Raw genomic sequence first — 26792 nt, 5'->3', positions numbered from 1 at the left:
TTTAGTTTTTTACACAGTAAACATAAAAGTACCATTATTTAACAACTATTCGAACGATTGCATGGTTACTAATTTGTTATAAGTTCCATTCAATGCAATTAGTTCATCATGTTTGCCTTGCTCTACAATTTTTCCTTTTTGCATCACTACAATTAAATCTGCTTTTTGAATGGTAGAAAGACGATGTGCAATAACAATGGAAGTTCGGTTTTGCATCATATTTTCCAGAGCCACTTGTACAAATTTCTCGCTTTCTGTATCTAATGCTGAAGTCGCTTCATCCAGAATCATAATGGGAGGGTTTTTCAAAACGGCTCTTGCAATTGATAAACGTTGTTTTTGTCCGCCTGAAAGTTTGTTCCCGCTGTCGCCAATGTTAGTGTTGATTCCTAACGGCAACTCTTTTACAAATTCATATGCATTCGCAATCTTAAGTGCCTCAATGATTTCATTGTCTGTTGCACCATGTTTGCCAAGTGAAATATTCGCTTTTATGGTATCGTTAAATAAAATACTGTCTTGTGTAACTAATCCCATTAAGTCACGTAGTGAATGGATATTCATGTCTTTAATATCTACTCCGTCAATAGAAATTGCTCCTTCATTTACATCGTAAAAACGAGTTAATAAATTAGCAATGGTACTTTTTCCACTTCCTGATTGACCAACTAATGCTACTGTTTGTCCTTTTTTTACTTCCAATGAAAAATGCTTTAAAACATTTTCGTCTTCGTACTTAAAGTTAATGTCTTTAATAACGATATTAGAATCAAACGAATCTTTTTTGATAGCGTTTACTTTGCTTTTAATGGTGTTTTCCTGATCTAGAATATGCAATACGCGTTCTGCGGCAGCATTTCCTCTTTTTACGGCATAGGATGCTTTCGATATTGATTTTGCAGGTGTTAGAATGTTATACGCTAATCCCATGTAAGCAATGAATGATGCTCCGTTCAAAGTTTTTTCAATCAAAACCATGTGTCCGCCATACCAAAGTAAAATAGCAATTACCATAATTCCCATAAATTCACTGGCAGGTGAAGCTAGGTTTTGGCGATTGCCAATACTATTGGATAACGTAAAAAAACGTTGGGTAGATTCTTGGAAAATGCGATTGAAATAACGCTCGGAATTGTATCCTTTTACCACTTTCAATCCGCCTAAAGTTTCTTCAATGGTAGATAAAAAGATGCCTTGTTCTTGTTGTGCTTTAGTTGATTTTTTTTTCAATTGCTTTCCTATCAATGAAATCACATAGCCCGAAACCGGAATGAAAATAAATACAAAAAGTGTCAGTTTCATGCTTATGGTGAACATGGTGGTGATGGTGAAAATAATAGTAAGCGGTTCTTTTACAATAAGTTCCAGAATAGAAAGGAAAGAAGTTTGTACCTCATTTACATCCGCTGATATTCGTGCAATTACGTCTCCCTTTCTTTTCTCTGAAAAAAAAGCTAACGGTAAATCAATCGTCTTTTTATACATTGCATTTCGCATGTCTCTCAAGACACCATTTCTTAAAAAGGTAATGAAAAACATAGCCATATAATCACTAATGTTTTTTAGCAAGAAGATTACAATAATCACAGCAACCATAATCGATAGGGTGTGAGCCACGCCAAAAGTATCCGTAGTATTGGTAATATAATAACTTAGATAATCTTCGCCATATTTTTTAAGTTCCCAAATCCCTTTGTAAGTTGGAAGAACCGTATTTCTTTTGGTTTGATCAAATAAAACCTGCATCATAGGGATTAATGATACAAAAGAAAGAGTACTGAAAAGAGCATATAAAATATTAAAAAATATATTTAGATAGGCATACTTTTTATACGGAATTATAAAAGGAAATATTTTTTTGAAATTGATCATTTAAGTTGTTTTTTACCATTAAGACCCGACAGGATTTTTAAAGCCTGTCGGGTCTGTCAGAAAAATTTATTAGTATACAATTAATTCAATTGCATGGCAGCGATAATGTTTTTTATTTTTTCATTTAAAACAGCTTCCACTTTAGAGAAATTTTCAACAGCATCCAATGCTGTATTTACACTGATGTAGAATTTTATTTTAGGTTCCGTTCCGCTTGGTCTGGCGCAAATTTTAGAGCCGTCTTCCGTATAATAAATCAAAACATCTGCTTTTGGCATATCTATGATTTCTTCTTCTCCAGTTAGTAAGTTTTTGGCAACAGATGATTTGTAATCTTCTAACATGATTACTCTTTGTCCGTTGATTTCTTTCACAGGATTTTCACGAAGTGAAACCATCATCTGATTGATTTCGGCTAATCCTTCCATTCCTTTTTTAGTGATAGAAATCAAATGTTCCTTGTAAAAACCATGTGCTACATAAAGTTGTAATAATTCTTTATATACAGTGCTTCCTTTGGCTTTGGCTTGAGCTGCAACTTCGCAAATTAATAAAGTTGCTGCAACGGCGTCTTTATCACGAACCGCATCGCCCACCATATATCCAAAACTTTCTTCACCACCACCGATGAATTGTAGCTCAGGAAAATCCTTAATCATTTTGGCAATCCATTTAAAACCAGTCAAGCCCACTTTAAATTGTACACCATAAGCTGATGCCAATTCCATAATCATAGGTGTTGAAACTATCGTAGAACCCACGAATTGTTCACCATTTATTTTTCCTGCTTTTTTCCATTCTTCCAATAAAAAAGCGGTCATCAATATCATGGTTTGGTTTCCATTCAACAAAGTCATTTGTCCTTCGTTATTTCGAACCGCAACACCTAATCGGTCACAATCTGGATCGGTACCAATTACAATATCAGAATTTGTTTTATCTGCCAATGCCAATGCCATCGCCAGAGCTTCCGGTTCTTCCGGATTAGGCGATTTTACGGTTGGGAAATTACCGTTTGGAACTCTTTGTTCTTCAACGATATGTACATTAGGATAACCGGCTTGTGCAAAAGTATCAGGAACAAGTGTAATTGATGTACCGTGCAAAGAAGTGAAAACAATATTCAAGTTTTCTTTGGCTTCGGTTGAAGTACCAAAACTAGCATTTTCGATAGTCGATTTAATAAAAGCTTCGTCAACTTCTTTGTCTATATATTCTATCAAATCTTCATTTGCAGTAAACTTGATTTGATTGTAATTTAAATTCTCGATAACATTAATGATTCCTTCATCTTCTGGAGGAACAATTTGTCCGCCATCTTCCCAGTACACTTTATAACCATTATATTCTGGTGGATTGTGAGAAGCTGTAAGGACAATTCCGCATTGACAACCTAAATATTTAAGGGCAAATGACAATTCTGGTGTTGGTCTCAAACTAGAAAACAAATAAACATGAATACTATTAGCAGAGAAAACATCTGCAACCACTTTGGCTAAAGTGTCACTATTATGACGACAATCATATGCAATAACTGCTTTTATGGGTTGATTAGGAAAAGATGTATGTAAATAATCAGAAAGACCTTGAGTGCTTTTCCCAAGAGTGTATTTATTGATGCGATTGTTTCCTACACCCATTACGCCACGCATTCCGCCAGTTCCAAATTCAAGATTTTTATAAAAACTTTCTTCGAGTTCTTTAGGTGAAGTAGTCATTAATTCTTTGATTGCTTCCTGTGTTGCTGTGTCAAATGTTGGAGTAAGCCATTCATTTACTGCATCCAAAATGTTTTGTTTGATATCCATTTTTGTATGTTTTTTAGTTCTAAATTCGTAGTTTAAAATTTCAATATAATTGCTTCGGTAAATTAATTCAATTTCTTTCAGGAGTAATTTACTTCGTCTGTTTGCTATGCTCGTGACCTGCTATTCGCTTTGTCGTTTTGTTTTTATCAGGTCTAGTTTGTTTCTGACAAGAAATAGTTCACGTAAATTCCGGTAATTTTCCCGATATGCAATTTGCAAAATCAATCAATACAATTTACATTAAATTTCTTTTTTTTATAAATTTGAATGAAAATTATAAAAAATTAACCTCAGACGAAACTTTATAACGCTCGTCATTGTTTTTTGTTCGCAAAATTATTTCGCCAAGAAATCCAGCCAAAAATAATTGAGTTCCCAGTACCATTGTTGTTAAAGCAATATAGAACCAAGGATTACTGGTTACTAAATTATAGGTCATACCATTGTACATATGATACAGTTTTGAAACACCAATATAACCTGCCAATAAAAAACCAATAATAAACATTGCTGAGCCCATAGCACCGAATAAGTGCATGGGTCTTTTTCCAAAACGGGAAAGAAACCAAATGGTAATTAAATCTAAGAAACCATTGATGAAACGTTCCATTCCAAATTTAGTTTCACCATATTTTCTGGCTTGATGTTGTACTACTTTTTCGCCAATTTTGCCAAAACCGGCATTTTTTGCCAAAACCGGAATGTATCGGTGCATTTCTCCTGAAACTTCAATGTTTTTCACCACAACATTTTTGTAGGCTTTCAATCCGCAATTAAAATCATTCAATTCAACTCCCGAAGTTTTTCTGGCAGCCCAATTGAATAATTTAGAAGGTAAGTTTTTGGCAACTACGGAGTCGTAACGTTTCTTTTTCCACCCAGAAACTAAATCATATTTGCCATTGACAATCATGTCATATAATCCAGGGATTTCTTCAGGGCTGTCTTGTAAATCAGCATCCATAGTGATAATAACATCGCCTTGCGCTTTTGCAAAACCAGCATGTAAGGCTTGTGATTTTCCAAAATTTTTCATGAAACGAACACCTTTTACATGAGGGTTTTCCTGAGCAAATTCTTCAATAATAGCCCAAGAATCATCTGTACTTCCGTCATCCAGAAAAATGATTTCATACGTGTAATTATGCTCTCGCATCACTTTAATGATCCAAGTGTACAATTCTTTAAGTGATTCCTCTTCGTTAAGAAGCGGTATGAGTATAGATAATTTCATTCCTGTTTATTCTTGTGATGTAGATTTACTTTTGAAAAATGCAGCCATAATCAATCCCAATATAGCGCAAAAAAAGAGGTTGAAAATTGTCCCTTTTAATTGTTCAATGATGGAATAAGGATCTGTTTCTTTTAGTTTTGAAATGGTTTCGTTTAACGAAGATGCAGCTACTCCAAATTTTTCAGAAGTGCTAATCAAATATTTTATGGTTAGATCTAGTAAGGCAGTTTTTACTGATGGATCTATGAAATTGAATAAAATGATTTTAAAAATAAGAGAAATAAGCACACCAATAGCAGCCGTAATAAAATAGGTGGTAAAAGCTTCTTTAAAAGGGAATATGCCGTTTAATTCTTTTTTTGTTTTAGAAAGAGATAGAATTGGAACAATGATAAAAACAGAAAAGCTTAAAAGTGTAGTCCACCATGCGATGAATAATTCAATGTCTATTGCATACATTAAAGCGGTAATTAATGATAATACCACTCCTGTAATTATCCCAAATGTAATTCCGTTTTTTTTTATAATTTCATTAACCATTATTAGTTGTTGTTTATTAATCCACAAATATAGTAATTCCCAATATATTCGAAGATAAAAATCACTTTTTACGATTATATAAAAAAAGTCAAACAAAGATTTGATTATTGGAAAAAAATTGTAAATTTGCAAACTCAAAATAATATTGTAAAACAAAAAGTTATAATGAGTTTATACCTTTTCTGTTAGAAGAAAAGCTTCAAAACAAATTATAATTAAACAAATAAAAAAGATTCAAGATGAAAAAAGGTGTACACCCAGAAAATTACAGATTAGTTGCTTTTAAAGACATGTCAAACGAAGATGTTTTTATTACTAAATCTACTGCAGATACAAGAGAGACAATAACAGTTGACGGTGTTGAATATCCAGTTGTGAAAATGGAGATTTCTAGAACTTCTCACCCTTTTTACACAGGTAAATCTAAACTTATTGATACTGCAGGACGTATTGATAAATTCAAAACTAAATATGCTAAACACGTTAAATAATTTTAACTCGTTTTCAAATATAGTAAAGCCTTCCTTTCGGGAGGCTTTTTTTATTTTTATCTATTTGAAAACTTTGTAACTTTGGCACTGTTTAAAAGTAGGGACAAGTCGTAACTTATTCCTACGGTATACACTTTTAATAAAAAACAAATATGAACTACATACTTTTTGACGGACCCGCTAGAAATGCCTTGTTGCCTTTTACTTTTACGCGTCCCGTTGCTGATATTCTTATAGGGATAATGACTATTCGTCAAAAATGGGAAATGCGTTTGGGTTCCACTACAACCACATTGACAGAGGAATATTTATCAGAGAAATTCCCAATGGTAGAACTGGAAGAAAATGTAATGATAAATGCTTCTTTTCTTCCAAATGATGTTTTGGTAGAAATGGTTAGTAATCTAGAGTCAAATCAGGCTATTTTCAAAGGAGATGAAGTAATTGCTTTTTATACTAATGACGAGCAAGAAGAAGTAGATTTTGATACGTATGAAATAATAGAATATCAAGACGATTGCTTAACGGTGGAACATACTTGGGATATTTTCTCCAAAAATGATGCGGCAATACGCGAGGATTTTGAATTCTTGACTGAAGATAGAAAATCACAGCCCATTCCCAAAAGTGTTAATGCTATTGCACCGGAAAATATCTTTATAGAAGAAGGAGCAAAGTTAGAATTTGTTACCTTAAACGCATCTACAGGTCCTATTTATATAGGTAAGGATGCTGAAATTATGGAAGGTACCGTAATAAGAGGCCCATTTGCCTTGTGCGAAAATGCAACAGTAAAAATGGCTGCTAAAATATATGGAGCAACAACAGTAGGTCCGTATTCTAGAATTGGAGGCGAAGTTAATAACTCTGTTTTATTTAGTTATTCGAATAAAGGGCACGATGGGTTTTTAGGAAATTCTGTTCTTGGTGAATGGTGTAATATTGGTGCGGACAGTAATAATTCGAACCTGAAAAATAATTACGAAGAAGTGAAATTGTGGAGTTATGAAACCGAAGGTTTTGCAAAAACGGGACTTCAGTTTTGTGGATTAATGATGGGAGATCATAGTAAATGCGGAATTAATACGATGTTTAATACGGGAACGGTAGTAGGAGTAAGTGCTAATATTTTTGGCAGCGGATTTCCTCGCAATTTTGTGCCGAGTTTTTCTTGGGGTGGCGCTTCTGGTTTTACCACTTATATAACTAAAAAAGCTTTCGAAACGGCTCGATTGGTAATGGCTCGCAGAAACGTTGAGTTTGATGAAAGAGAAGCGGCTATTTTAGAACACGTTTTTGAGGAAACTAAAAAATGGAGAAAAGACTGATTTTCGCATCAGATAAAAATATATAAAGCCTCATCTGGGGCTTTTTTTATTGATAGGCATAAATAAGAGAACCGTTTTTTATGAGGTCAATCAGTTTGTTGGCATTACAGTCTGGTACAGAAAAGCAGCCCCAACTGAATTTACTGTACATCCTTTTTGAAGAATGGACCACAATGTTTCTTTTCAAAGCATTTGAATTTTTGTCATCTTCTAAGCCATTTAGCTTTAAAGAATAGCCCCACATACCATTATAGGTTTGCAAAGTAACATAGCAGCCTAATGAGGTAGCGTTACTTCCAACGGCATTGCTGAATAAATTAGGCGTTGATACTGTTCCTGATCCTGAACCGTGATCAACATTACTAGTTAACAGTATTTCGTTGTTTTTTAAATCAACGACATAAAGCCTTGCTTCCTCTATCGATTTTGAAAAATCGATTAGTGTTATAATATTTTTGTTTTTGGCTTTAAAACCCCATTTTGTCTCTATCTCTTTGGCTTTCTTTACAATTTCGTCGTTGTTTTGGGCTATGATAAAATTGATAGTGCATAAAAGAATTATTGTTAGTATTTTTTTCATGAACTTTGATGTTTTAATGTGATGGTTTTATCAATAGTATTGTTTCAAATTATCCCACTAATTACGCAAATTAATTGGTAAGCTACATCTGGCGATTACTTATGCTTTATTCTTTTAAGATTTTTCTTTCTAATGAAATATTGAGTGAGCTTGTTTGTTTAACGCTTTGTATTTCAGATACAAAACTATAAAAAAATATTTTTATTGTAGGCAAATTGATATTATATTTTTGAGATTGTTGCCTTAAATTGTTATAAAATATTCAATTGCCTAATTCCCTAATTAACTTATATTTGCACTTTCAAAAAAATGTTCAATAGGGGATTAAATTTTAAATAATTGAACATTAAACTTTAAACAAAAACAATGATTACAGTTAACGATATTTCGGTGCAATTTGGCGGTACTACACTTTTTAGTGATGTCTCTTTTGCTATAAATGAAAATGATAAAATAGCCCTTATGGGTAAAAATGGAGCAGGAAAATCTACGCTTCTTAAAATTATTGCGGGTCAAAGTAAACCTTCAACCGGTAATATATCAGCTCCCAAAGATGCTGTTGTAGCGTATTTGCCGCAGCATTTATTGACTACGGACGGAGCAACGGTGATGGAAGAAACGTCTAAAGCTTTTGGTGAAGTTTTTGGAATGAAAGCGGAAATCGATGAAATCAATGAACAATTAACAATTCGTACAGATTACGAAAGTGATGCGTATATGAAATTGATCGAAAGGGTTTCTGACTTAAGCGAGAAGTTTTATGCTATCGAAGAAATAAACTATGAAGCCGAAGTAGAAAAAATTCTAATTGGTTTGGGGTTCGTTCGTGAAGATTTTAGTCGTCAAACTTCTGAATTTTCTGGAGGATGGAGAATGCGAATAGAACTTGCTAAAATTCTTTTGCAGAAACCAGATTTAATTTTACTGGATGAGCCTACCAATCACATGGATATCGAAAGTATCCAATGGTTAGAGGATTTCTTAATTAATTCAGCCAAAGCTGTTGTAGTTATTTCTCACGATAGAGCTTTTGTTGATAATATTACAAATCGTACTATCGAAGTGACAATGGGGCGTATATATGATTATAAAGCTAAGTATTCCCATTATCTTGAGTTAAGAAAAGACAGACGCATGCATCAACAAAAAGCATACGATGAACAACAACGAATGATAGCTGATAATAGGACTTTTATTGACCGTTTTAAAGGGACATTTTCGAAGACAGATGCGGTTCAATCCCGCGTTAAGATGTTAGAGAAGCTTGTTATTGTTCAGGTTGATGAGGTTGATACTTCTGCATTAAAATTAAAATTTCCACCAGCAGTGCGTTCTGGACAATATCCTGTGATTGTAAAAGATTTGTCTAAATCGTATGGGGATCATGTCGTTTTTAAAGATGCTAATGTTGTTATTGAAAGAGGAGAAAAAGTCGCTTTTGTAGGGAAAAATGGAGAAGGAAAATCGACGATGATCAAAGCAATTATGAAACAAATTGAGATTGATGGCGGAAGTTTAGAGATTGGTCACAATGCGCAAATTGGTTATTTTGCACAAAATCAAGCTTCTTTATTAAATGAAAATGCAACCATTTTTGAAACTATTGATGATATTGCCGTGGGTGATGTTCGTACTAAAATCAAAGATATTTTAGGAGCTTTCATGTTTCATGGTGATGATGTAACCAAAAAAGTGAAAGTGCTTTCCGGTGGAGAGAAAACCCGTTTGGCAATGATAAAACTATTGTTGGAACCGGTAAATTTATTAATTCTGGATGAGCCTTCAAATCATTTGGATATGAAAACCAAAGACATAATCAAAGAGGCGTTGCGTGATTTTGACGGAACATTGATTTTAGTTTCTCACGATAGGGATTTCTTGGACGGATTAGCAACTAAGGTTTTTGAATTTGGAAATAAGAGAGTAGTAGAACATTTTGAAGATATTGCTGGTTTCTTAGCGCATAAGAAAATGGATAGTATGCGTGAGATAGAGAAATAATGTTGCGTTAATCGATTCTAAAGAATAAAAAGGCATGCGAATTACGTATGCCTTTTTTTATTCAATTAAGTTAAAGAAAATAAGTCATGAAAAGAAACTAATTTGTTGTTTTTTAAATTGAATTATTGTTTAAATCTCTTATAATCAGTATTTTAATTTTATTTTTTTGTACCTTGTACTGCATTTTAGTATCAATGTGTAAAATTTAAAATCATGAAAAATCTAATTTTATCATTAGCGTTCTTAATGACATATTCGTTGAGTTTTCCTCTTTTTGCTCAAATTGAAAATGAACCTTTAGCTTTAGGTTTGCCGGGTGACAATTTAAATTTATATGCAGTATTAGATGTTTTTCAAAGATCAAAAACGTTAGAGGAGTTTGAAAGAGTGCTCAATAGCAAAGAAGGTAATATTAATAATTTGGATTTGAATAATGATAATTTGATAGATTACATTCGTGTTGTTAGTTATAGGGATGGTGATTCTTATTCTATTGTGCTTCGCGTAGCTGTAAATAACTCGCAATATCAAGATGTAGCTGTTATAGAAGTAAATAAAGACAGATTTGGAAAAATTCTTGTTCAAATTATTGGTGATGAAGAGTTGTATGGAGAAAATTATATTGTAGAGCCTGGTTCAGGATATGCTTCGACTCCTAATCCGGGTTATATAGGTAATAGAAGAGTTATAGTTGATAATTATGACAACGATATTTTTTACGTAAATGATTGGCCAATCATTATTCATTTGTTTTCTCCCTCATTTATGATTTATATTTCGCCATGGCATTGGGGGTTTTATCCATCTTATTGGCGTCCTTGGTCTCCAATTTTTTATTATAATTATTGGGGATTTCACCGTCAATATTATAATAATTATTCGTATCGTAGAGTAGCATATTTACGATATCCGGTTCCTTATTCTTACTATTATTCTAGAAGAAATAGCTCTCCAATAGTAAGAAGTAATAGGGTTAATGAGGCTTATAGAAGTACTTATGAAGGACGAACTTTTAGAAGACCTGATGCTCCTGTGCTTCCAAGAACTCGTCAAGCAATACCAAGAAACCGACAAGAAAATCCTTCGACTCGTTCTATGCAATCAAATCCACAAAGGAATGAACGGCCTCATGCTCCAGGAACCAGACAAGAAAATCCTTCGACTCGTCCGTATCAGCCTGTTGCGCCAACAAATCGTCAGTCATTGCCTGTAAACCGACCGGTTCATCCTACGGTTCCAATGAATCGTCAGGGTATACCTAGAAATAGTAATCCGATTCATAATAGAGACAGAGATAGAAAGTAATAATATGTTTTGATTTTAAAACATATAAAAAACGAGACATTGTTTGTTAACAATGCCTCGTTTTTTATAAGCGTATTCCTGGAGGAAGTAACTCTTTGTAAATAGGATTTTTTTTGAAAAAAACTACTATTTTAGGAAGGATAGGAACGACTTTAAATTTTCGTTCAATTGCAATTCCCATGATGTTTTTTAGGAAATCAGAAATAAATTCTTCGTTATCGAATGATTCAGGAATATTGATTTTTGTCAAAAATATTTTTTTCTCCTGAAACGAATATTCAACAGAAACCAATCCCTCTTTTACTTCGGTTTCAAATTGTCTTGCAAAAGTATTGTCTTTGATTTCCATAGTGATTGCTGCCTCCATATAATTTAACCGTGATTCATTGGTACTTCTACCAAAAGTATTTTTGATTGGGTTTTAATCTTGATTTCAAATTGATCAAAATCAGTTATTCCCATGGCATCTCGTGCCTTCAAAGTTTGATTGTTAACTTCTATTTCTCCTTCAAGCAAAAACAAATAAACTCCGTTTTGAGGAATTTTAACTTCGTATGTCGTAGTGGTGTTGCTAGCGAAAATTCCTAAATAAAAAAAGGTTTTCTGGTAAACCCAAAGCGCATTTCCGTCGTTATTGTTTTTTGGCGAAACAATATTTACAAAGGTATTGATTTGATTTTCAATATCAAATGATTTTTGGTCGTATCTGGGAGTAACGTCTTCTTTGTCAGGGAATACCCATAGTTGTAATGTTTTGGCACTGTCTTTTTGACTGGCATTCATTTCAGAATGTTCTACTCCGGTTCCGGCACTCATTACTTGTACTTCTCCAAAACGAATGACGCCTTCATTGCCTATACTGTCCTTATGCATCAAACCGCCTTCCATAGGAATGGTAATGATTTCCATATTAGCATGACCGTGCGTGCCAAATCCTGTTCCTCCTGAAATCGTGTCGTCATTTAAAACGCGTAACATTCCAAATTGTACGCGTTCAGGATTGTAATAATTTCCAAACGAGAAAGAGAAATTGGCTTTAAGCCAACCAAAATCTGCAGTGCCTCTTGTATTTGATGCAAATAGTTGTGTAGTCATAAAATATTGATAATATAAAGTGGTTGTTCAGGTAGTTTCCGATAAAAAAATTAATTTTATACAAAATTCGCTATAAAAAAGCGGAATGCTGTTATAAAATCGTTAAAACAATTATGAGTAAAATACCAGTTTATTTGATGCCAGGATTAGCTGCGAGTACTGCAATTTTTGAACGGATTGCACTTCCTGAGGATGTTTTTGAAACGCATTTATTAGAATGGGAGATTCCGCTGGATAATGAATCGTTAACGGATTATGCGAAGCGAATCGCCGAGAAAATTAAACATAAAAACCCCGTTTTGATTGGAGTTTCCTTTGGTGGTATTTTGGTTCAGGAAATGGCAAAATATATTGATACTCGTAAAGTGATTATCATTTCAAGTGTGAAAAGTAATTTAGAATTTCCCCGCAGATTAAAAATTGCTAAAACTACTAAAGCCTATAAACTGATTCCGATGAATCTGATTTTAAATATGGAAAGTCTGGCTAAATTTTCCTTTGGAGAAAAAGTAAATAAAAGACTTAAATTGTATGAAAAGTTTCTTTCGGTTCGGGATATTCGTTATTTAAATTGGGCAGTAGAGCAGGTTATTCTTTGGGATAGAACAGTTGTTGATGAAAATGTAATTCATATTCATGGCGATATGGATGATGTTTTTCCAATAAGAAACATCAAGGATTGTATCGTTGTAAAAGGAGGAACACATATTATGATTTTGAATAAATACAAATGGTTGAATGAAAATTTGCCCTCCATTATATTGGGAACAAAAAATTAAGCAAACGTACTTTTGTAACTATTCAAAAGGTAAAAAAAAGAAAAATATGAAATTGATAAATAAGTTTACGCTACTCTTTACTGTAATTTTTGCGAGTGGTATATTTATTTTTGCCACTATAAATCCGGATAAAAAAAATGAATTAAAAAATGAATCAGGGTATGATTTTCCAGTAAAATTGGATTTTGCTGGCGAAGAAACGCCTCTGAAAATATCAGATGTTAAGGAACGTTTAGACCGCGAATTATTAGTAAATGTAAACCTGCATGCCTCCACTATTTTGGCTATCAAAAGAGCCAATCGTGCTTTTTCTATAATTGAGCCTATTTTAAAAAAGAACGGTATTCCCGATGATTTTAAATATCTTGCTGTAATAGAGAGTGGTTTGGTTAATGTGGTTTCACCAGCAGGAGCAAGAGGGGTTTGGCAATTTATGCCTGATACGGCCAAAGAAAGAAAAATGGAAGTCAATGATAATGTCGATGAGCGCTATGATATAGAAAAATCTACTGAGGCTGCTTGTAGCTATTTTTTGAGTGCCAAAGGGAAATTTGGCAGTTGGACATTGGCAGCCGCTTCTTATAATGGCGGAATGACGGGCGTGAATAAGCAAATTGACATTCAAAAAGTGTCTAATTATTATGATTTGTTGCTTACCGAAGAAACGTCTCGCTATGTTTTCAGGATTTTAGCATTGAAAGAGATTATGAAGAATCCTCTAAAATATGGATTTAACATACTTCCTGGTGATAAGTATGAAATTTTGCCGACCAAGAAAATCGAAATTGACAGTTCGATTACAGATTTGGCCAGTTTTGCAAAAAGTCAAGGAATTAATTATAAAATTTTGAAGATTCATAATCCTTGGTTAAGGGAGACGAAATTGTTAAATAATACGGGGAAAAAATATCAAATCGAAATTCCTTTGAAGGGGTATTAATTGATTTTTGAACCGTATAAGGTATTTATGAAAACATAAGTCAAGTGATAAAATATATTTGACTATAAAGATAAACCAAAATAAGGCAATGCTTAAATGAACTTATATTTCTTATGTGGTTGATTTGAAAATGTAGGGTAATTTTATTCTTTCAAAATCTGGAGAAGCCAAAAAAAAGGTCAAATGTGTATCTAGACTGCACCCAAAAGTTTAGACAAATTTATAATTAATTTTGATAATAATGAGCTCGATATTGTATCGGGCTCATTTTGTTTAAATTCGACTTGATTCTATCTTTATTGTAATATTTTATATATTCATTTATTTCCTTTTTTAATTGGTCTAATGATGTGTATTTTTTAAGATAAAACAGTTCAGATTTTAATATTCCAAAGAAGTTTTCAATTATAGCATTGTCTAAACAATTTCCTTTTCTTGACATACTTTGTACAATTCCTTTTTCTTTCAGCAAATACTGATATTGTTTCATTTGATATTGCCAGCCTTGATCTGAATGCAGTGTTAGATTAGTGTTATTAGGTATTTTTTTAAATGCTTTTTTGAGCATTATAACTACTTGATTAAACACTGGGCGTTCTGTTAGTTCGTAACTGATTATTTCTTGATTAAATAAATCAATAATAGGCGATAGATACAATTTTTGACCCGAGACATTAAACTCGGTTATATCGGTTGCCCATTTTTGATTTGGTGCAACTGCTTTGAAATTTCTTTTTAGAACATTTGGTGCAATTTTACCTTGTTCGCCTTTATATGATTTATATTTCTTTAATCTAATAAGACTTTTTAATCCCAGTAATTTCATTAATCTAAAAACTGTTTTATGATTGATAATCATTGCTCTATTTTGGAGTTCATCGGTTATTCTTCTGTAACCATAGCGCCCTTTATGGCTTTGATAAATGGCTTTAATTAACTCTTTGATTTCTTTGTATTTATCAGGTAATTTATTCTGCTTTTGATGATAATAAAAACTACTACGTGCCATTTTTGTTAAATCTAGAAGTAATTCTAAATCAAATTTATGCCTTAACTCCATTATGGCTTGGGATTTCTCCTGGCTTGAATTAAGGCTTGTAACTTTTTTAGCAATTCATTCTCACAACGAAGTCTTTCGTTCTCTTTTAAGAGTTCTTCCTCTCTTGTTAAAGGTTTGTCTGATTTACGTTTTTTACGCTTATAATCACTCATAGATATTGGTCTGCCTTTAAGTTTTGGTTTTAATCCTTCAATACCAAAATTAGCAAAATCTTTCTTCCATTTTACAATAGTAGATTCTGATGGAATATTAAACAACAAACATGCTTTACTTAAAGATAGATGTTCTTCTGATAACGATTTTAAAACTTTCATTTTAAAATCAATGGAATAGATCCTGTTTTTAGATGGCAATAATCCTTTGCCTCCATAGTTATTGTACAATCTAACCCATTTTTGTAGTTGCGATTTCGAAAATCCCTTTTGCTTTGAAACGGAACAACAAGACTGATGTTCGTTTAAAACCTCCTGTACACATTCAAGTTTAAATGTGTAACCATACTTAACTTTTCTTTCCATAAAAAATGCCCCAAATAGTGTCTAACTTTTTGGGGCATGTCCAATCATTTGACCTTTTTTAATAAAAGTAATAAATTAAATTTTCTTCATTTGTTCTTTCATCATGGTAATCTGATCTTTCAACATATTTTGTTTGTCTAATTTTTTAGCTTCATTTAATAGGGAAGTGGCTTCAAGCTTACGACGACGTGTCATGGCAACTCCGGCTAAATTTAATTTGGCTACAGCCAAATCCATATCCATTGATAATCCTAACTCAATTGCTTTCTTGAAATATTTCTCAGCTTGATTGATATTTGTTTGCGAAAGCATGATTCCATGTAAGTAATTGAAATATCCTTGTTGTTTTTGTACTAAAGCAGTTTCGGGGTTTTTGATGTGAGCCAACCATTTTTTAGCTCCTTCAAAATCCTGTTTTCTTAGTTTTAAGAAGGCAAGTAAGATAAATTCGTTTTTGAAGTAAAGAAAAATAGGAATTGCACTCAATAAAATAAGAAATATTCCGTTACCGATATTTCCTTCTGTAAATTGCCAAATGCCAGTAGCTATAATAAGTCCGGCGATAATAAGTTTAATATTTCTGTGAAACATAGTGTGTTTATTTTAAGATTACAAATATAGTAAAATGAATTGAAAATATTTTTACAAAACTGCTTGTGAGAAAAAAAAGTCTTTGTATATTTGCACTCGGTTTTGGAATAACAGTTATTCTAAAAATAGGAAGACATATAAATAAGATTTTAAAGATACAAAGCAATGAGCAAAAGAACGTTTCAACCATCGAAAAGAAAAAGAAGAAATAAGCACGGATTTATGGACAGAATGGCTTCTGCTAATGGAAGAAAAGTTCTTGCGCGTAGAAGAGCTAAAGGAAGACATAAATTGACTGTTTCTTGTGAACCAAGACACAAAAAATAATGTTTTTATAAACATATATAAGGCGTTACTTTTTTTAGTATCGCCTTTTTTTATACCTTATCGTTAAAAATGTTAAGTTTTAATGCTAAGGGGTTAAAGTTGAGTAACTTTGAACTTCGAAAAAAATAACTACACAACACAATACTACCATAAAATGCCAAAAGATACATCGATAAAATCAGTTTTAATAATAGGTTCAGGCCCAATTGTTATTGGTCAAGCATGCGAATTTGATTATGCAGGATCACAATCTGCACGTTCTATTCGTGAAGAAGGAATTGAAGTGATTCTTATCAACTCGAATCCGGCTACGATTATGACCGACCCAAGTATGGCCGATCATGTTTATTTGAAACCATTAACGACTAAATCCATTATTGAAATCCTTAAAGCACATCCTCAAATCGATGCCGTTTTGCCTACTATGGGTGGACAAACCGCTTTGAACTTGTGTCTGGAAGCTGATGAAAAAGGAATTTGGGAAGATTTTGGAGTACGATTAATCGGGGTTGATGTAAACGCCATTAATATTACCGAAGACAGAGAGCAATTTAAACAATTGCTTCATAAAATAAATGTCCCTACTGCACCAGCAAAAACTGCTACTTCTTTCTTAGAAGGAAAAGAAATTGCACAGGAATTTGGTTTCCCATTAGTAATTCGTCCATCGTTTACATTGGGTGGAACAGGGGCAGCTTTCGTTCATACCAAAGAAGAATTTGACGAAAAGCTTTCTTACGGATTAGAAATGTCACCCATTCACGAAGTGTTGATTGATAAAGCTTTAATAGGTTGGAAAGAATATGAATTGGAGTTATTGAGAGATAAAAACGACAATGTTGTTATTATCTGTTCTATCGAAAATATGGATCCAATGGGAATTCATACAGGAGATTCCATCACGGTTGCGCCAGCAATGACATTATCAGATGCGACTTTCCAAAAGTTGCGAGATATGGCTATTTTGATGATGCGTAGTATCGGAAATTTTGCTGGAGGGTGTAACGTGCAATTTGCCGTTTCGCCAGACGAAAAAGAGGATATCGTTGCAATTGAAATCAATCCTCGTGTATCTCGTTCTTCTGCATTAGCATCGAAAGCAACTGGTTATCCAATTGCGAAAATTGCTTCTAAACTGGCTTTAGGATACAATTTGGATGAATTGCAAAATCAAATTACAAAATCAACTTCGGCATTATTCGAACCGACTTTAGATTATGTGATTGTAAAAATACCGCGTTGGAACTTCGATAAATTTGAAGGAGCTGACAGAACTTTAGGACTTCAAATGAAATCGGTTGGGGAAGTAATGGGGATTGGACGTTCGTTTCAAGAAGCGTTACACAAAGCCACACAATCGTTAGAAATCAAAAGAAATGGTTTAGGAGCTGATGGAAAAGGATATACCAACTATGAGCAAATTATAGAGAAATTGACTTTTGCAAGTTGGGACCGTGTTTTCGTGATTTATGATGCTATCGCAATGGGAATTCCATTGAGCCGTATTCACGAAATTACCAGAATAGATATGTGGTTCTTGAAACAATATGAAGAATTGTATGTTTTAGAGAAAGAAATTTCTAACTATACTGTAGAAACTTTGCCAAGAGAATTGCTCTTGGAAGCCAAACAAAAAGGGTTTGCCGACAGACAAATTGCCCACATGATGAATTGCAAGGAAAGCCAAGTGCATACCTTGCGTACAGACATGAACATCAACCGTGTGTTTAAATTGGTAGATACTTGTGCGGCAGAATTCAAAGCAAAAACACCTTATTACTATTCGACTTTTGAGGCCGAAATAGAAAAAGCGGACGGAACTCGTTACGTTGACAACGAAAGTGTTGTAACAGACAAAAAGAAAATAATCGTTCTTGGATCAGGCCCAAATAGAATTGGACAAGGAATTGAGTTTGATTATTCTTGTGTTCACGGAGTGCTTGCCGCTAAAGAATGCGGTTATGAAACGATAATGATTAACTGTAACCCAGAAACGGTTTCGACTGATTTTGATACAGCGGATAAATTGTATTTCGAACCAGTTTTTTGGGAACATATTTACGACATCATCCAACACGAAAAACCAGAAGGTGTTATCGTGCAATTAGGAGGACAAACTGCCTTAAAATTAGCTGAAAAACTGTCTAAATACGGAGTAAAAATCATAGGAACCAGTTTTGATGCCTTGGATTTAGCCGAAGACAGAGGACGCTTCTCTGATTTGTTGACTGAATTGAATATTCCTTTCCCACAATTCGGAATTGCGGAAACTGCGGATGAAGCTTCAGCTTTAGCAGATACTTTAGATTTTCCATTATTGATTCGTCCTTCCTATGTATTAGGAGGTCAGGGAATGAAAATCGTAATCAACAAGAAAGAGCTGGAAGAGCACGTTATCAATTTATTGAAAACAATTCCAGGGAATAAATTGCTTTTAGACCATTATTTGGCAGGAGCAATTGAAGCTGAAGCGGATGCAATTTGTGATGCGGATGGAAATGTATACATCATAGGAATTATGGAGCATATCGAACCTTGTGGCGTACACTCGGGCGATTCTAACGCTACTTTACCGCCGTTTAACTTGGGTGAATTTGTGATGCAACAAATAAAAGATCACACAGTGAAAATTGCTAAAGCTTTAAAAACTGTTGGTTTAATCAACATTCAGTTTGCGATAAAAGACGATACGGTTTATATCATTGAAGCGAATCCTAGAGCGTCTCGTACGGTTCCGTTTATTGCAAAAGCATACGGAGAACCTTATGTGAACTACGCAACCAAAGTGATGTTGGGACACAATAAAGTAACCGACTTTACTTTCAACCCGCAATTGAAAGGATATGCTATCAAGCAACCGGTATTCTCTTTCAGCAAGTTCCAAAATGTAAACAAAGCATTAGGACCAGAAATGAAATCAACAGGAGAAAGCATCTTGTTTATTGATGACTTGAAAGACGATCAATTCTACGAATTGTACTCCAGAAGAAAAATGTATTTGAGTAAATAAAATTTGAATTTAATATAGTAAAAAAGCCCCTTTTGGGGCTTTTTTTATGGAATGTATTTAGGCGATGTTTTCTAGACCACCCGGAAACGGTCTGTAGGCATAATAATGCAAGACTTCTTCAATGGCTATTTTTAAGGCTTCGTTTATGGGTAGTAGAGTAGTGGCTAGCCTATTGTCAATTTGCGAAAGGCGCATGTAATAATCCGAAAAATTGGGTACGTATAATCCTTTGCTAATGGCTTCTTCAGTATCCTTAAAGTTTTGTTGTTGTTCTTCTTTGATTATTTTGCAAGTGGCCAATCGCAGTTTGCCATATTTATCTCTGCTGGCGGCATACCCAAAAAGCCTGCAAATCAGTCCGCGATAGCGATAGTTGCTACAGCTTCCGTTGTTGCGTTCTAAAATAGAAATTGGTCGGTATAAATGGCAGTTGCTATTGGATTTATTGTTTAATTCCACTAACATTTCTTCGGCTTTACTGTTTAAAAACAGGTATAATGCCCAAGGTAAAAACTCCAAAGGAGAAGCAACTATTTCAGGAGTAGAACAGCATTTGCCACAGCCGATACGACAATGTAAATTAGTTTCTGATTGGAAAGCACTAATTTCATTTTCAAGACGGTCGAATAATTCTTCAACCAGCCGAACCTTATGTTCTATAGACATTGATTTTTGTGTAAGGTAGTCTATTAAAAACCGTTACAGAGATAATGCCGTTTTACTTGCGGATTATATTTTGAGACTTACTTAGTGCGAGGTTGAATTGTTATGTAGATTATTTTGTGGTATGTTGTTTCTTGTTAGTGGTTAATTGTTTTGGGGTCAAAGTCGGAGACATTTATCCAACTTAAACTAACTTAATTTGCGGAGAGCAGGGTTTGCCAAATCATCCCAAATACAAAACCAATTTTCCATTAAGCCAATTGCCCAAATCCGTTGTAGTAGCTGTTACAGGAGGTGGACAACTATGTAGTTATTAATGGATAAAATACTTTTAGTCTTTTTATTTTTAAATCTTTAAAATTCACTTCTAATATTTTGTCGATTTTTGTTGAAAAAAGGCTACTGATAAAAATAACTTTTTGGTTTGCTGTTAGAATTTGGACATAATAATAATCTTCAAAGGGAAGTTTTCTGCTAGCACTATCTTTCGCTTTGTTGGGCATCATAAAAAAAGTTATTTCTTTTATGTCAGCTATTGGAATAACTTCTTCTATATTGTCAGCAATCTTTGTAATTCCACTTTCATCAATTTTATATATAATTCCAATGCCGTTTATGTAATAGTTTAAATGAATAACAGCTACGGGAATAAAAAAAAACCAGATAAGGAAGTAAAAATATCAGTATCGATTTTTTTTCCAATGATATTTCAGCATATATCAAAAAGACGATATATAATAAAGTAATAAATAGTAATGGAGCCAATGATTTAATTTGTTTCCATAATGTTATCTTAAGTGTCATGGTTTATTTTCTAAGCTTTTTTCTTCCATTTTTTATAATCTTACACATAAATCAGACAAAACCATTCAAATCTAACCGTTTTGGGGTCGCTTTGTCTGATAAACGTCAGGTTTTATTTGTTTTCAAATATAACTAAATTTAGTATTCCTTCATATTTATGTAGTATTTCCTTTAAAAATTATTCGCCATTAACCACAAAAAAAACTCCAATAAGGAGCCTTTTTAGTATTGTATTGATTTTTATTCTCCTTGATTTTTCTCAAAATTCACCATCCAATTCACACCAAATTTATCTGTAAATGTCCCAAAATAACCTCCCCAAAAAGCATCTTCCATTGGCATTCCTACTTTTCCGCCGGTTGAAAGTGCCATAAATAGCTTATCTGCTTCTTCCTTACTTTCGGCATTAATTGAAAGTGAAAAATTATTCCCATAAATAGTTTTGGCTCCAAACGATTCGAAGCTGTCACTTCCCATTATTGCTGTTTCTTTACTAATAGGTAAGGAAATGTGCATTATTTTTTCGGCATCCCCGGGAGGACAGGTTTTTCCCTCTTGCATAGGCATATCTTTAAATCTTCCAAAGTAGGAGAATTCATTACCAAAAACCGATTTGTAGAAATTGAACGCTTCTTCGCAATTTCCATTATAAGTGATATAGGTACTAACAGTTGCCATAATAGTTGGATTATAAAGGTTGGATATTTTTGTTTTATTCGATAGTCATTCAAATCTAAAAAAGACTTAGAGGTTGAATTGTTAGGTAAATGAAGTTTTTTGGAAATTTTTAAAATAGAATTACGCCTCTTCTTTTGTCAAATATCTTTTATACCAGATAATCGCTAAATCAGCTACTTCCTGTAATTTCCCGGGCTCTTCGAATAAATGGGATGCACCCGGAATTATTTTCATTTCTTTCACGGACCCTAATTCATCATAAGCCATTTTATTCATTCCAATAACGGGAATATCTTCACCTCCTACAATTAGCAATGTTGGAGCAGTTACTAAGGGTAACTCGGTGATGGCCAAATCAGGGCGTCCGCCACGTGAGACTACGGCTTTTATTTTTTTTCCGAAATGAGCTGCTGCCCGTAACGCTGATGCCGCTCCGGTACTTGCTCCAAAGTAGCCAGCGGGTAAGTTTTTAGCACCTTTATAAGATGCAAGCCATAGAGTAGTTTCGATTAGTCGGTTCGTTAGTAAATCGATATTGAACCTATTTTCGTAAATACGATCTTCTTCTTCGGTTAATAAGTCAAATAGGAATGTGCCTATTTTTTGTTGCTGAAAAAGTTCTGCTACCATTCTGTTTCGGGAACTGAATCTACTGCTGCCACTTCCGTGTGAAAAAACAATAATTCCAATTGCATTTTCAGGAATTATTAAATCCCCTTTCAACGTGACAGATGACAAAGGGATATCCAAATCTAATTTCTCCATAATTGATTTTTTTAAAATTAACAATAATGTAGATTTGTAACGTTATTCAATAGGGCTGGTAATACTCAATATTTTAATTACTTCATCGTCTTCCACTTGATTAAATTCTTCGTAAAATCCACCAACACCTCTAAAAGATTTAGAAGCAATGAGGTAGATAAACTCATCTGTATTTAGCTCAAATACGGGTACGTTGTCATATGGTAATACAGGAACTGCTACGATAATTTTTGCGGGTTTTTGTTTTCGCAACATCTTTATACTGGCAAGCAACGTATTTCCTGTTGCAATACCGTCATCTACTAAAATTACGTTTTTGTCCTTTATATTGATTGGTTTTCTATTACCCATATAGAGTTCGTATTTTTCCTTTAATAATTTTCGAAGGTTAGTGATTTCTTCATCAATATACGTATTGGAAACCCCAGGATGCTCATCAATAATCATAGAATCCAAGGATATGGCACCTATAGCAAACTCTTTATTATAAGGATGTCCAATTTTTTTAGAAAGTACAATGTCTAATGGAAGGTGTAATTTTTTTGCTATTTCATGGCCAATGGGAACACCACCTCTGGGAACGGCAAGAATGACTGAATTACTGTTCTGATATTTTTTTAATTTTTCAGCAAGCAATAATCCGGCTTGTATACGATCTTTAAATAACTCATTATACATAACAAAAAGTTTTATATAAAAGAAAAGAATTAATCATAAAGGTACTGATTTTCAATTACTTTGATTTATTTTGATTAATTTATTTTATCTATTTTTTTAAGATTTTTTAAAATGTGGTATGGCCTAAATAGAAAGAAATTAATTGGGATTGCATTTGATAGTTTATTAAAGATTGAGGATTAGAGGTTGTTTTTAATCAGGCTATAAGGGTCTTATAAAGTATAAAGACACCTCGTTTTTATAATAGGATTTTTGCTATTTTTACTTCTTACTAATAAAAAAAAATGGCATCGTTAAAAAACATAAATGTAAAAGCTAAAGCGGATAAAAATACCGGTTTTGGAACTAATGCAAATAGTTATGGAGGTCGTTTTGTAAATAAAAACGGGACTGCTAATATAGAGAAACGTGGCATGCATTTTTTGCATCGAATTAGTTGGTATCATACGATGATTGATATGTCAATATGGAAATTTATGCTTATTATTTTAGCTTTTTATGTTGGAATCAATTTTGTGTTTGCATCTATTTATTATGCGATTGGGATTGAACATTTGGACGGGATTAGTACTTCAGAATCTAATTGGGTACAGTTAGGTCAAGCTTATTTTTTTAGTGCCCAAACATTTACCACGGTGGGATATGGGCATATTAGTCCTTCGGGGTTTATGGCAAGTCTTGTTTCTGCAGCCGAAGCTTTAATTGGTTTATTGAGTTTTGCTATTGCTACGGGTTTGTTTTTCGGGCGATTTAGTAAACCCACGGCCTTTTTGAAATTTTCTGATAATGCTTTGATTGCGCCTTATGGAGAAATAAAGGGTTTGATGATTAGAACCACGCCCTTTAAAAATACAAATTTCACTGATGCTGAAGCCAAAATGACTCTTGGGATGAGCGTTGAGGAAAATGGGATAATGACTAATAATTTCTATTCTTTGGAGCTTGAATTAGAGAAAATAAATGCTTTAGCTTTAAGCTGGACCTTAGTTCACCCCATTACTGAAAATAGTCCGCTTTATAATTTTACTAAAGAGGATTTTAAGAATACGCACGGTGAAATTCTTGTTTACATTAAAACATTTGATGATATGTTTAGTAATACGGTTGCAATCCGTACTTCATATACTTTTAATGAAGTAGTATATGGAGCAAAATTTGAACCCATGTATGCTCGAAGTACTGATAATTCTAAAACGATACTGAATTTAGATAAATTAAATACATTTGAAACTGTCACTTTAGAATAAAACAATAGTTTTCTGATAATTTTAAATTTATAGAGAAAAATATTTTACATTTGTTTATTAAATTTAGAAAAATAATGAACAATATAAAAAGTGTGTTTAGTATAAAAGATCTTGAAAATCTTTCTGGAATAAAAGCGCATACTATACGGATTTGGGAAAAAAGATACGACATACTTCAACCTATGCGTACGGATACAAATATTCGATTATACGATTTGGCCAGTTTGCAAAAGCTTTTGAATATTACTTTGTTGCATGATTATGGATATAAAATATCTAAAATAGCAACTTTTCCCCAAGAAAAAATACCGTTTCTTGTAAGAGAAATTATTTCGACAAAAAATGCAAAGAATCATGCAATCAGTGCTTTTAAAATGGCAATGATGAATTTTGATCAAGAACTTTTTTTTAATACCTATAATTGGTTGATTGCCGAAAAATCCTTTAAAGAAATATTTCGTCAAGTTTTTATTCCTTTGATGAATGAACTTGGATTGTTGTGGCAGTCTGATACCATAACACCTGCTCATGAGCACTTTGTCAGTTATTTGATCAAACAAAAATTATTGGTGAATACCGAAAAGTTACAGGTTTTGAAACAAACTAAATTTGATAAGGTATTTGTTTTGTCGCTTCCTATGAATGAAATACATGAATTAGGATTGATGTATCTTAATTATGAAATCCTTCTAAATGGGTATAAAACGATTTACTTGGGAGAGAGTATGCCTATTGAAAATTTGAAAGATTTAAAAAAACATTTTGATTCTATAGTTTTCGTTTCTTATATGACGGTTCAGCCTGACAAAGATTGCATAAATGAATATGTCGCTAAAATGACCAGTGAATTGGTTGATAATAATACGGAGTTGTGGTTCACCGGTAGATTGGTCGAATTTATTAATAAAGAGGCGCTTTCTGATAAAATATCACTTTTCGATTCCTTTTCAGAATTAATAGATCAAATTTAATTTTTTGTTTAATATTTTTGTATATTTGTTAAACAAATGAAAAGAAAAATTACAATTATAGGTTCAGGATTTTCAGCTTTGGCAGCATCCTGTTATTTGGCCAAAAGTGGTCACGAAGTCACTGTTTTCGAAAAAAATGCGACTATTGGAGGAAGAGCCAGACAATTAAAAAAAGAGGGTTTTACATTTGATATGGGTCCAAGTTGGTATTGGATGCCTGATGTCTTTGATCGTTTTTTTGCTGATTTTGATAAAAAAACAACCGATTACTATGAGCTTATAAAATTATCTCCGGCATACCGAGTGTATTATGGGGTAGACGACTTTATAACCATTGCAGATAATTTACCGGATATTATATTTGCTTTTGAAGCTATTGAAAAGGGAAGCGGTAAAATACTAAATGAATTTATGGCTGAGGCCAAAAGCAATTATGATATTGCGATTAAAGATTTAGTATATCGTCCAGGAGTTTCACCATTAGAATTAGTAACAGTTGAAACTGCCAAAAAAGTGGGTCAGTTTTTCAGCAATATTAGTAAAGACGTTCGTAAGAAATTTAAAAATGAACGGTTGATTCAAATATTGGAATTTCCGGTTTTGTTTCTTGGGGCAAAACCATCTGATACGCCTTCGTTTTATAGTTTTATGAATTATGCTGATTTTGGTCTTGGAACTTGGCATCCTAAAACTGGAATGTTCGATGTAGTTCGTGCGATGGAAAGTTTAGCGAGAGAATTAGGAGTTACGTTTTACACGAATTCAAATATTGAAAAAATAATCGTTGAGAATAAAACAGCAAAAGCAATAGTTGTAAACGGAGAAATAATTGCGTCTGATTTAATTTTGAGCGGAGCTGATTATCATCACACCGAAACATTACTGGATAAAGAACATCGCGCCTACTCTGAAAAATATTGGGACAGTCGCGTTTTTGCGCCTTCGTCATTATTGTTCTATATAGGTTTCAATAAAAAAATAGAAAATATTTCGCACCATGCTTTATTCTTTGATGTCGATTTTTATCAGCATGCGAGGGATATTTATGATGAACCACAGTGGCCAAAAGAACCCCTATTTTATGCAAATTTCCCATCATTAACTGATAAAACGGCTGCTCCAGAAGGTATGGAAACTGGATTTTTTCTGGTTCCGTTAGCACCTGGAATTACTGATACAGAGGAATTACGAGAAGAATATTTCAATAAAATAATGGATCGTTTTGAAGCCTTAACGCAACAAAGTGTGAAAAATAACATTATATTTAACCAATCATTCTGTAAAAATGATTTTGTTTCAGAATATAACTCCTATAAAGGAAATGCCTACGGAATGGCGAATACCTTATTACAAACCGCTTTTTTAAGACCTAAATTAAAAAGTAAAAAAGTAAAAAATCTATATTTCACGGGACAATTAACCGTTCCGGGGCCGGGTGTTCCGCCAGCATTAATCTCAGGAAAATTAGTGTCTGAGTTAATTAATAAGCAATTTTTAGAACAATAAC

24 protein-coding genes are annotated in these 26792 nt (G+C 33.3%); 11 read left to right on the top strand and 13 right to left on the bottom strand.

Going from position 1 to position 26792, the window contains the following annotated elements:
* Nucleotides 1-45 precede the first annotated feature (45 nt).
* The 4 genes from T410_RS00600 to T410_RS00585 all read right to left on the bottom strand — a co-directional run bounded on the left by T410_RS00600 (nucleotide 46) and on the right by T410_RS00585 (nucleotide 5454).
* Complete coding sequence (locus T410_RS00600) at nucleotides 46-1872, bottom strand: ABC transporter ATP-binding protein (RefSeq protein WP_035667711.1); 1827 nt, start codon at nucleotides 1870-1872, stop codon at nucleotides 46-48.
* Nucleotides 1873-1952: 80 nt separating this feature from the next.
* Complete coding sequence (locus T410_RS00595) at nucleotides 1953-3680, bottom strand: phospho-sugar mutase (protein ID WP_035667709.1); 1728 nt, start codon at nucleotides 3678-3680, stop codon at nucleotides 1953-1955.
* 274 nt (nucleotides 3681-3954) lie between these two features.
* Nucleotides 3955-4914 carry a glycosyltransferase family 2 protein gene (locus tag T410_RS00590; protein WP_035667707.1) on the bottom strand — a complete coding sequence of 320 codons (960 nt, stop codon included), beginning with the start codon at nucleotides 4912-4914 and terminating at the stop codon, nucleotides 3955-3957.
* A gap of 6 nt (nucleotides 4915-4920) precedes the next feature.
* Nucleotides 4921-5454: a DUF4199 domain-containing protein gene (locus tag T410_RS00585; protein ID WP_035667705.1), complete on the bottom strand. Its 534-nt coding sequence runs from the start codon at nucleotides 5452-5454 to the stop codon at nucleotides 4921-4923.
* A gap of 239 nt (nucleotides 5455-5693) precedes the next feature.
* Here T410_RS00585 and T410_RS00580 point away from each other — a divergent pair, with 239 nt between their 5' ends.
* Both T410_RS00580 and T410_RS00575 read left to right on the top strand, forming a co-directional pair.
* Nucleotides 5694-5945, top strand: a complete 252-nt coding sequence (locus T410_RS00580; protein WP_035667703.1) for a type B 50S ribosomal protein L31 — start codon at nucleotides 5694-5696, stop codon at nucleotides 5943-5945.
* Nucleotides 5946-6097: 152 nt separating this feature from the next.
* Nucleotides 6098-7273 carry a GlmU family protein gene (locus tag T410_RS00575; protein WP_035667701.1) on the top strand — a complete coding sequence of 392 codons (1176 nt, stop codon included), beginning with the start codon at nucleotides 6098-6100 and terminating at the stop codon, nucleotides 7271-7273.
* Nucleotides 7274-7319: 46 nt separating this feature from the next.
* Here the strand turns inward: T410_RS00575 and T410_RS00570 are convergent, their stop codons facing one another.
* Nucleotides 7320-7853, bottom strand: coding sequence for a murein L,D-transpeptidase catalytic domain-containing protein (locus tag T410_RS00570; RefSeq protein WP_051929312.1), 534 nt, complete (start codon nucleotides 7851-7853; stop codon nucleotides 7320-7322).
* 366 nt (nucleotides 7854-8219) lie between these two features.
* On the opposite strand from T410_RS00570, the gene T410_RS00565 reads away from it, so the two are divergent.
* Entirely contained in the window at nucleotides 8220-9854 is a 1635-nt protein-coding gene (locus T410_RS00565) for an ABC-F family ATP-binding cassette domain-containing protein (RefSeq protein ID WP_035667698.1), read from the top strand.
* 213 nt (nucleotides 9855-10067) lie between these two features.
* The gene (locus tag T410_RS00560) at nucleotides 10068-11159 is read left to right on the top strand and encodes a hypothetical protein (RefSeq protein ID WP_051929311.1); all 1092 of its coding nucleotides are present in this window, start codon (nucleotides 10068-10070) and stop codon (nucleotides 11157-11159) included.
* A gap of 64 nt (nucleotides 11160-11223) precedes the next feature.
* Here T410_RS00560 and T410_RS00555 read toward each other — a convergent pair whose 3' ends face one another.
* Both T410_RS00555 and T410_RS00550 read right to left on the bottom strand, forming a co-directional pair.
* The gene (locus T410_RS00555; protein WP_035673886.1) at nucleotides 11224-11508 is read right to left on the bottom strand and encodes a GNAT family N-acetyltransferase; all 285 of its coding nucleotides are present in this window, start codon (nucleotides 11506-11508) and stop codon (nucleotides 11224-11226) included.
* Nucleotides 11509-11531: 23 nt separating this feature from the next.
* Nucleotides 11532-12254, bottom strand: a complete 723-nt coding sequence (locus T410_RS00550; protein WP_035667695.1) for a pirin family protein — start codon at nucleotides 12252-12254, stop codon at nucleotides 11532-11534.
* Between the two features lie 113 nt (nucleotides 12255-12367).
* Here T410_RS00550 and T410_RS00545 point away from each other — a divergent pair, with 113 nt between their 5' ends.
* Both T410_RS00545 and T410_RS00540 read left to right on the top strand, forming a co-directional pair.
* Nucleotides 12368-13033 (top strand): alpha/beta hydrolase, encoded by a 666-nt coding sequence (locus tag T410_RS00545; protein ID WP_035667692.1) that lies wholly within the window; start codon nucleotides 12368-12370, stop codon nucleotides 13031-13033.
* A 46-nt stretch (nucleotides 13034-13079) separates the two neighbouring features.
* On the top strand, nucleotides 13080-13973 hold the full coding sequence (locus T410_RS00540) for a lytic transglycosylase domain-containing protein (RefSeq protein WP_035673883.1): 894 nt from the start codon (nucleotides 13080-13082) through the stop codon (nucleotides 13971-13973).
* A gap of 226 nt (nucleotides 13974-14199) precedes the next feature.
* On the opposite strand, the gene T410_RS16630 is transcribed toward T410_RS00540, so the two are convergent.
* Nucleotides 14200-15551, bottom strand: a protein-coding gene (locus T410_RS16630) for an IS3 family transposase (protein WP_369793010.1) whose coding sequence is annotated in 2 segments (ribosomal slippage) — nucleotides 14200-15089 and nucleotides 15089-15551 — 1353 coding nt in all. Because the reading frame shifts where the segments join, the coding sequence is not laid out codon by codon here.
* A 75-nt stretch (nucleotides 15552-15626) separates the two neighbouring features.
* A complete protein-coding gene (locus T410_RS00525; RefSeq protein WP_035667685.1) occupies nucleotides 15627-16142 on the bottom strand; it encodes a hypothetical protein in 516 nt (171 codons plus the stop codon).
* Nucleotides 16143-16307: 165 nt separating this feature from the next.
* Between T410_RS00525 and rpmH the strand changes: the two genes are divergently transcribed.
* Complete coding sequence (gene rpmH / locus T410_RS00520; RefSeq protein ID WP_007136275.1) at nucleotides 16308-16469, top strand: 50S ribosomal protein L34; 162 nt, start codon at nucleotides 16308-16310, stop codon at nucleotides 16467-16469.
* 154 nt (nucleotides 16470-16623) lie between these two features.
* On the top strand, nucleotides 16624-19479 hold the full coding sequence (gene carB / locus T410_RS00515; protein ID WP_035667683.1) for a carbamoyl-phosphate synthase large subunit: 2856 nt from the start codon (nucleotides 16624-16626) through the stop codon (nucleotides 19477-19479).
* Nucleotides 19480-19536: 57 nt separating this feature from the next.
* Here carB and T410_RS00510 read toward each other — a convergent pair whose 3' ends face one another.
* From T410_RS00510 to T410_RS00490, 4 genes are all read right to left on the bottom strand, one after another.
* Complete coding sequence (locus tag T410_RS00510; protein ID WP_035667680.1) at nucleotides 19537-20145, bottom strand: YkgJ family cysteine cluster protein; 609 nt, start codon at nucleotides 20143-20145, stop codon at nucleotides 19537-19539.
* A gap of 1041 nt (nucleotides 20146-21186) precedes the next feature.
* A complete protein-coding gene (locus tag T410_RS00500; protein WP_035667675.1) occupies nucleotides 21187-21624 on the bottom strand; it encodes a VOC family protein in 438 nt (145 codons plus the stop codon).
* 120 nt (nucleotides 21625-21744) lie between these two features.
* The gene (locus tag T410_RS00495) at nucleotides 21745-22389 is read right to left on the bottom strand and encodes a dienelactone hydrolase family protein (protein ID WP_051929310.1); all 645 of its coding nucleotides are present in this window, start codon (nucleotides 22387-22389) and stop codon (nucleotides 21745-21747) included.
* A 42-nt stretch (nucleotides 22390-22431) separates the two neighbouring features.
* The gene (locus T410_RS00490; protein WP_035667673.1) at nucleotides 22432-23067 is read right to left on the bottom strand and encodes a phosphoribosyltransferase; all 636 of its coding nucleotides are present in this window, start codon (nucleotides 23065-23067) and stop codon (nucleotides 22432-22434) included.
* A 284-nt stretch (nucleotides 23068-23351) separates the two neighbouring features.
* On the opposite strand from T410_RS00490, the gene T410_RS00485 reads away from it, so the two are divergent.
* From T410_RS00485 to T410_RS00475, 3 genes are all read left to right on the top strand, one after another.
* Nucleotides 23352-24314, top strand: a complete 963-nt coding sequence (locus T410_RS00485; protein WP_035667671.1) for an ion channel — start codon at nucleotides 23352-23354, stop codon at nucleotides 24312-24314.
* Nucleotides 24315-24388: 74 nt separating this feature from the next.
* Complete coding sequence (locus T410_RS00480) at nucleotides 24389-25285, top strand: MerR family transcriptional regulator (RefSeq protein WP_035667670.1); 897 nt, start codon at nucleotides 24389-24391, stop codon at nucleotides 25283-25285.
* Between the two features lie 36 nt (nucleotides 25286-25321).
* Nucleotides 25322-26791 carry an NAD(P)/FAD-dependent oxidoreductase gene (locus tag T410_RS00475; protein ID WP_035667668.1) on the top strand — a complete coding sequence of 490 codons (1470 nt, stop codon included), beginning with the start codon at nucleotides 25322-25324 and terminating at the stop codon, nucleotides 26789-26791.
* Nucleotide 26792 lies beyond the last annotated feature (1 nt).

Origin of the sequence: Flavobacterium sp. 83 (assembly GCF_000744835.1) — a bacterium.
GTDB lineage: Bacteria > Bacteroidota > Bacteroidia > Flavobacteriales > Flavobacteriaceae > Flavobacterium.
This window is presented reverse-complemented; position numbering and strand designations above follow the sequence as displayed.

Excerpts from the sequence above, each read along its gene's own strand:
- T410_RS00600 (WP_035667711.1), bottom strand. The coding sequence starts at position 1,872 with ATGATCAATTTCAAAAAAATATTTCCTTTTATAATTCCGTATAAAAAG.
- T410_RS00595 (WP_035667709.1), bottom strand. The coding sequence starts at position 3,680 with ATGGATATCAAACAAAACATTTTGGATGCAGTAAATGAATGGCTTACT.
- T410_RS00590 (WP_035667707.1), bottom strand. The coding sequence starts at position 4,914 with ATGAAATTATCTATACTCATACCGCTTCTTAACGAAGAGGAATCACTT.
- T410_RS00585 (WP_035667705.1), bottom strand. The coding sequence starts at position 5,454 with ATGGTTAATGAAATTATAAAAAAAAACGGAATTACATTTGGGATAATT.
- T410_RS00580 (WP_035667703.1), top strand. The coding sequence starts at position 5,694 with ATGAAAAAAGGTGTACACCCAGAAAATTACAGATTAGTTGCTTTTAAA.
- T410_RS00575 (WP_035667701.1), top strand. The coding sequence starts at position 6,098 with ATGAACTACATACTTTTTGACGGACCCGCTAGAAATGCCTTGTTGCCT.
- T410_RS00570 (WP_051929312.1), bottom strand. The coding sequence starts at position 7,853 with ATGAAAAAAATACTAACAATAATTCTTTTATGCACTATCAATTTTATC.
- T410_RS00565 (WP_035667698.1), top strand. The coding sequence starts at position 8,220 with ATGATTACAGTTAACGATATTTCGGTGCAATTTGGCGGTACTACACTT.
- T410_RS00560 (WP_051929311.1), top strand. The coding sequence starts at position 10,068 with ATGAAAAATCTAATTTTATCATTAGCGTTCTTAATGACATATTCGTTG.
- T410_RS00555 (WP_035673886.1), bottom strand. The coding sequence starts at position 11,508 with ATGGAAATCAAAGACAATACTTTTGCAAGACAATTTGAAACCGAAGTA.
- T410_RS00550 (WP_035667695.1), bottom strand. The coding sequence starts at position 12,254 with ATGACTACACAACTATTTGCATCAAATACAAGAGGCACTGCAGATTTT.
- T410_RS00545 (WP_035667692.1), top strand. The coding sequence starts at position 12,368 with ATGAGTAAAATACCAGTTTATTTGATGCCAGGATTAGCTGCGAGTACT.
- T410_RS00540 (WP_035673883.1), top strand. The coding sequence starts at position 13,080 with ATGAAATTGATAAATAAGTTTACGCTACTCTTTACTGTAATTTTTGCG.
- T410_RS00525 (WP_035667685.1), bottom strand. The coding sequence starts at position 16,142 with ATGTTTCACAGAAATATTAAACTTATTATCGCCGGACTTATTATAGCT.
- rpmH (WP_007136275.1), top strand. The coding sequence starts at position 16,308 with ATGAGCAAAAGAACGTTTCAACCATCGAAAAGAAAAAGAAGAAATAAG.
- carB (WP_035667683.1), top strand. The coding sequence starts at position 16,624 with ATGCCAAAAGATACATCGATAAAATCAGTTTTAATAATAGGTTCAGGC.
- T410_RS00510 (WP_035667680.1), bottom strand. The coding sequence starts at position 20,145 with ATGTCTATAGAACATAAGGTTCGGCTGGTTGAAGAATTATTCGACCGT.
- T410_RS00500 (WP_035667675.1), bottom strand. The coding sequence starts at position 21,624 with ATGGCAACTGTTAGTACCTATATCACTTATAATGGAAATTGCGAAGAA.
- T410_RS00495 (WP_051929310.1), bottom strand. The coding sequence starts at position 22,389 with ATGGAGAAATTAGATTTGGATATCCCTTTGTCATCTGTCACGTTGAAA.
- T410_RS00490 (WP_035667673.1), bottom strand. The coding sequence starts at position 23,067 with ATGTATAATGAGTTATTTAAAGATCGTATACAAGCCGGATTATTGCTT.
- T410_RS00485 (WP_035667671.1), top strand. The coding sequence starts at position 23,352 with ATGGCATCGTTAAAAAACATAAATGTAAAAGCTAAAGCGGATAAAAAT.
- T410_RS00480 (WP_035667670.1), top strand. The coding sequence starts at position 24,389 with ATGAACAATATAAAAAGTGTGTTTAGTATAAAAGATCTTGAAAATCTT.
- T410_RS00475 (WP_035667668.1), top strand. The coding sequence starts at position 25,322 with ATGAAAAGAAAAATTACAATTATAGGTTCAGGATTTTCAGCTTTGGCA.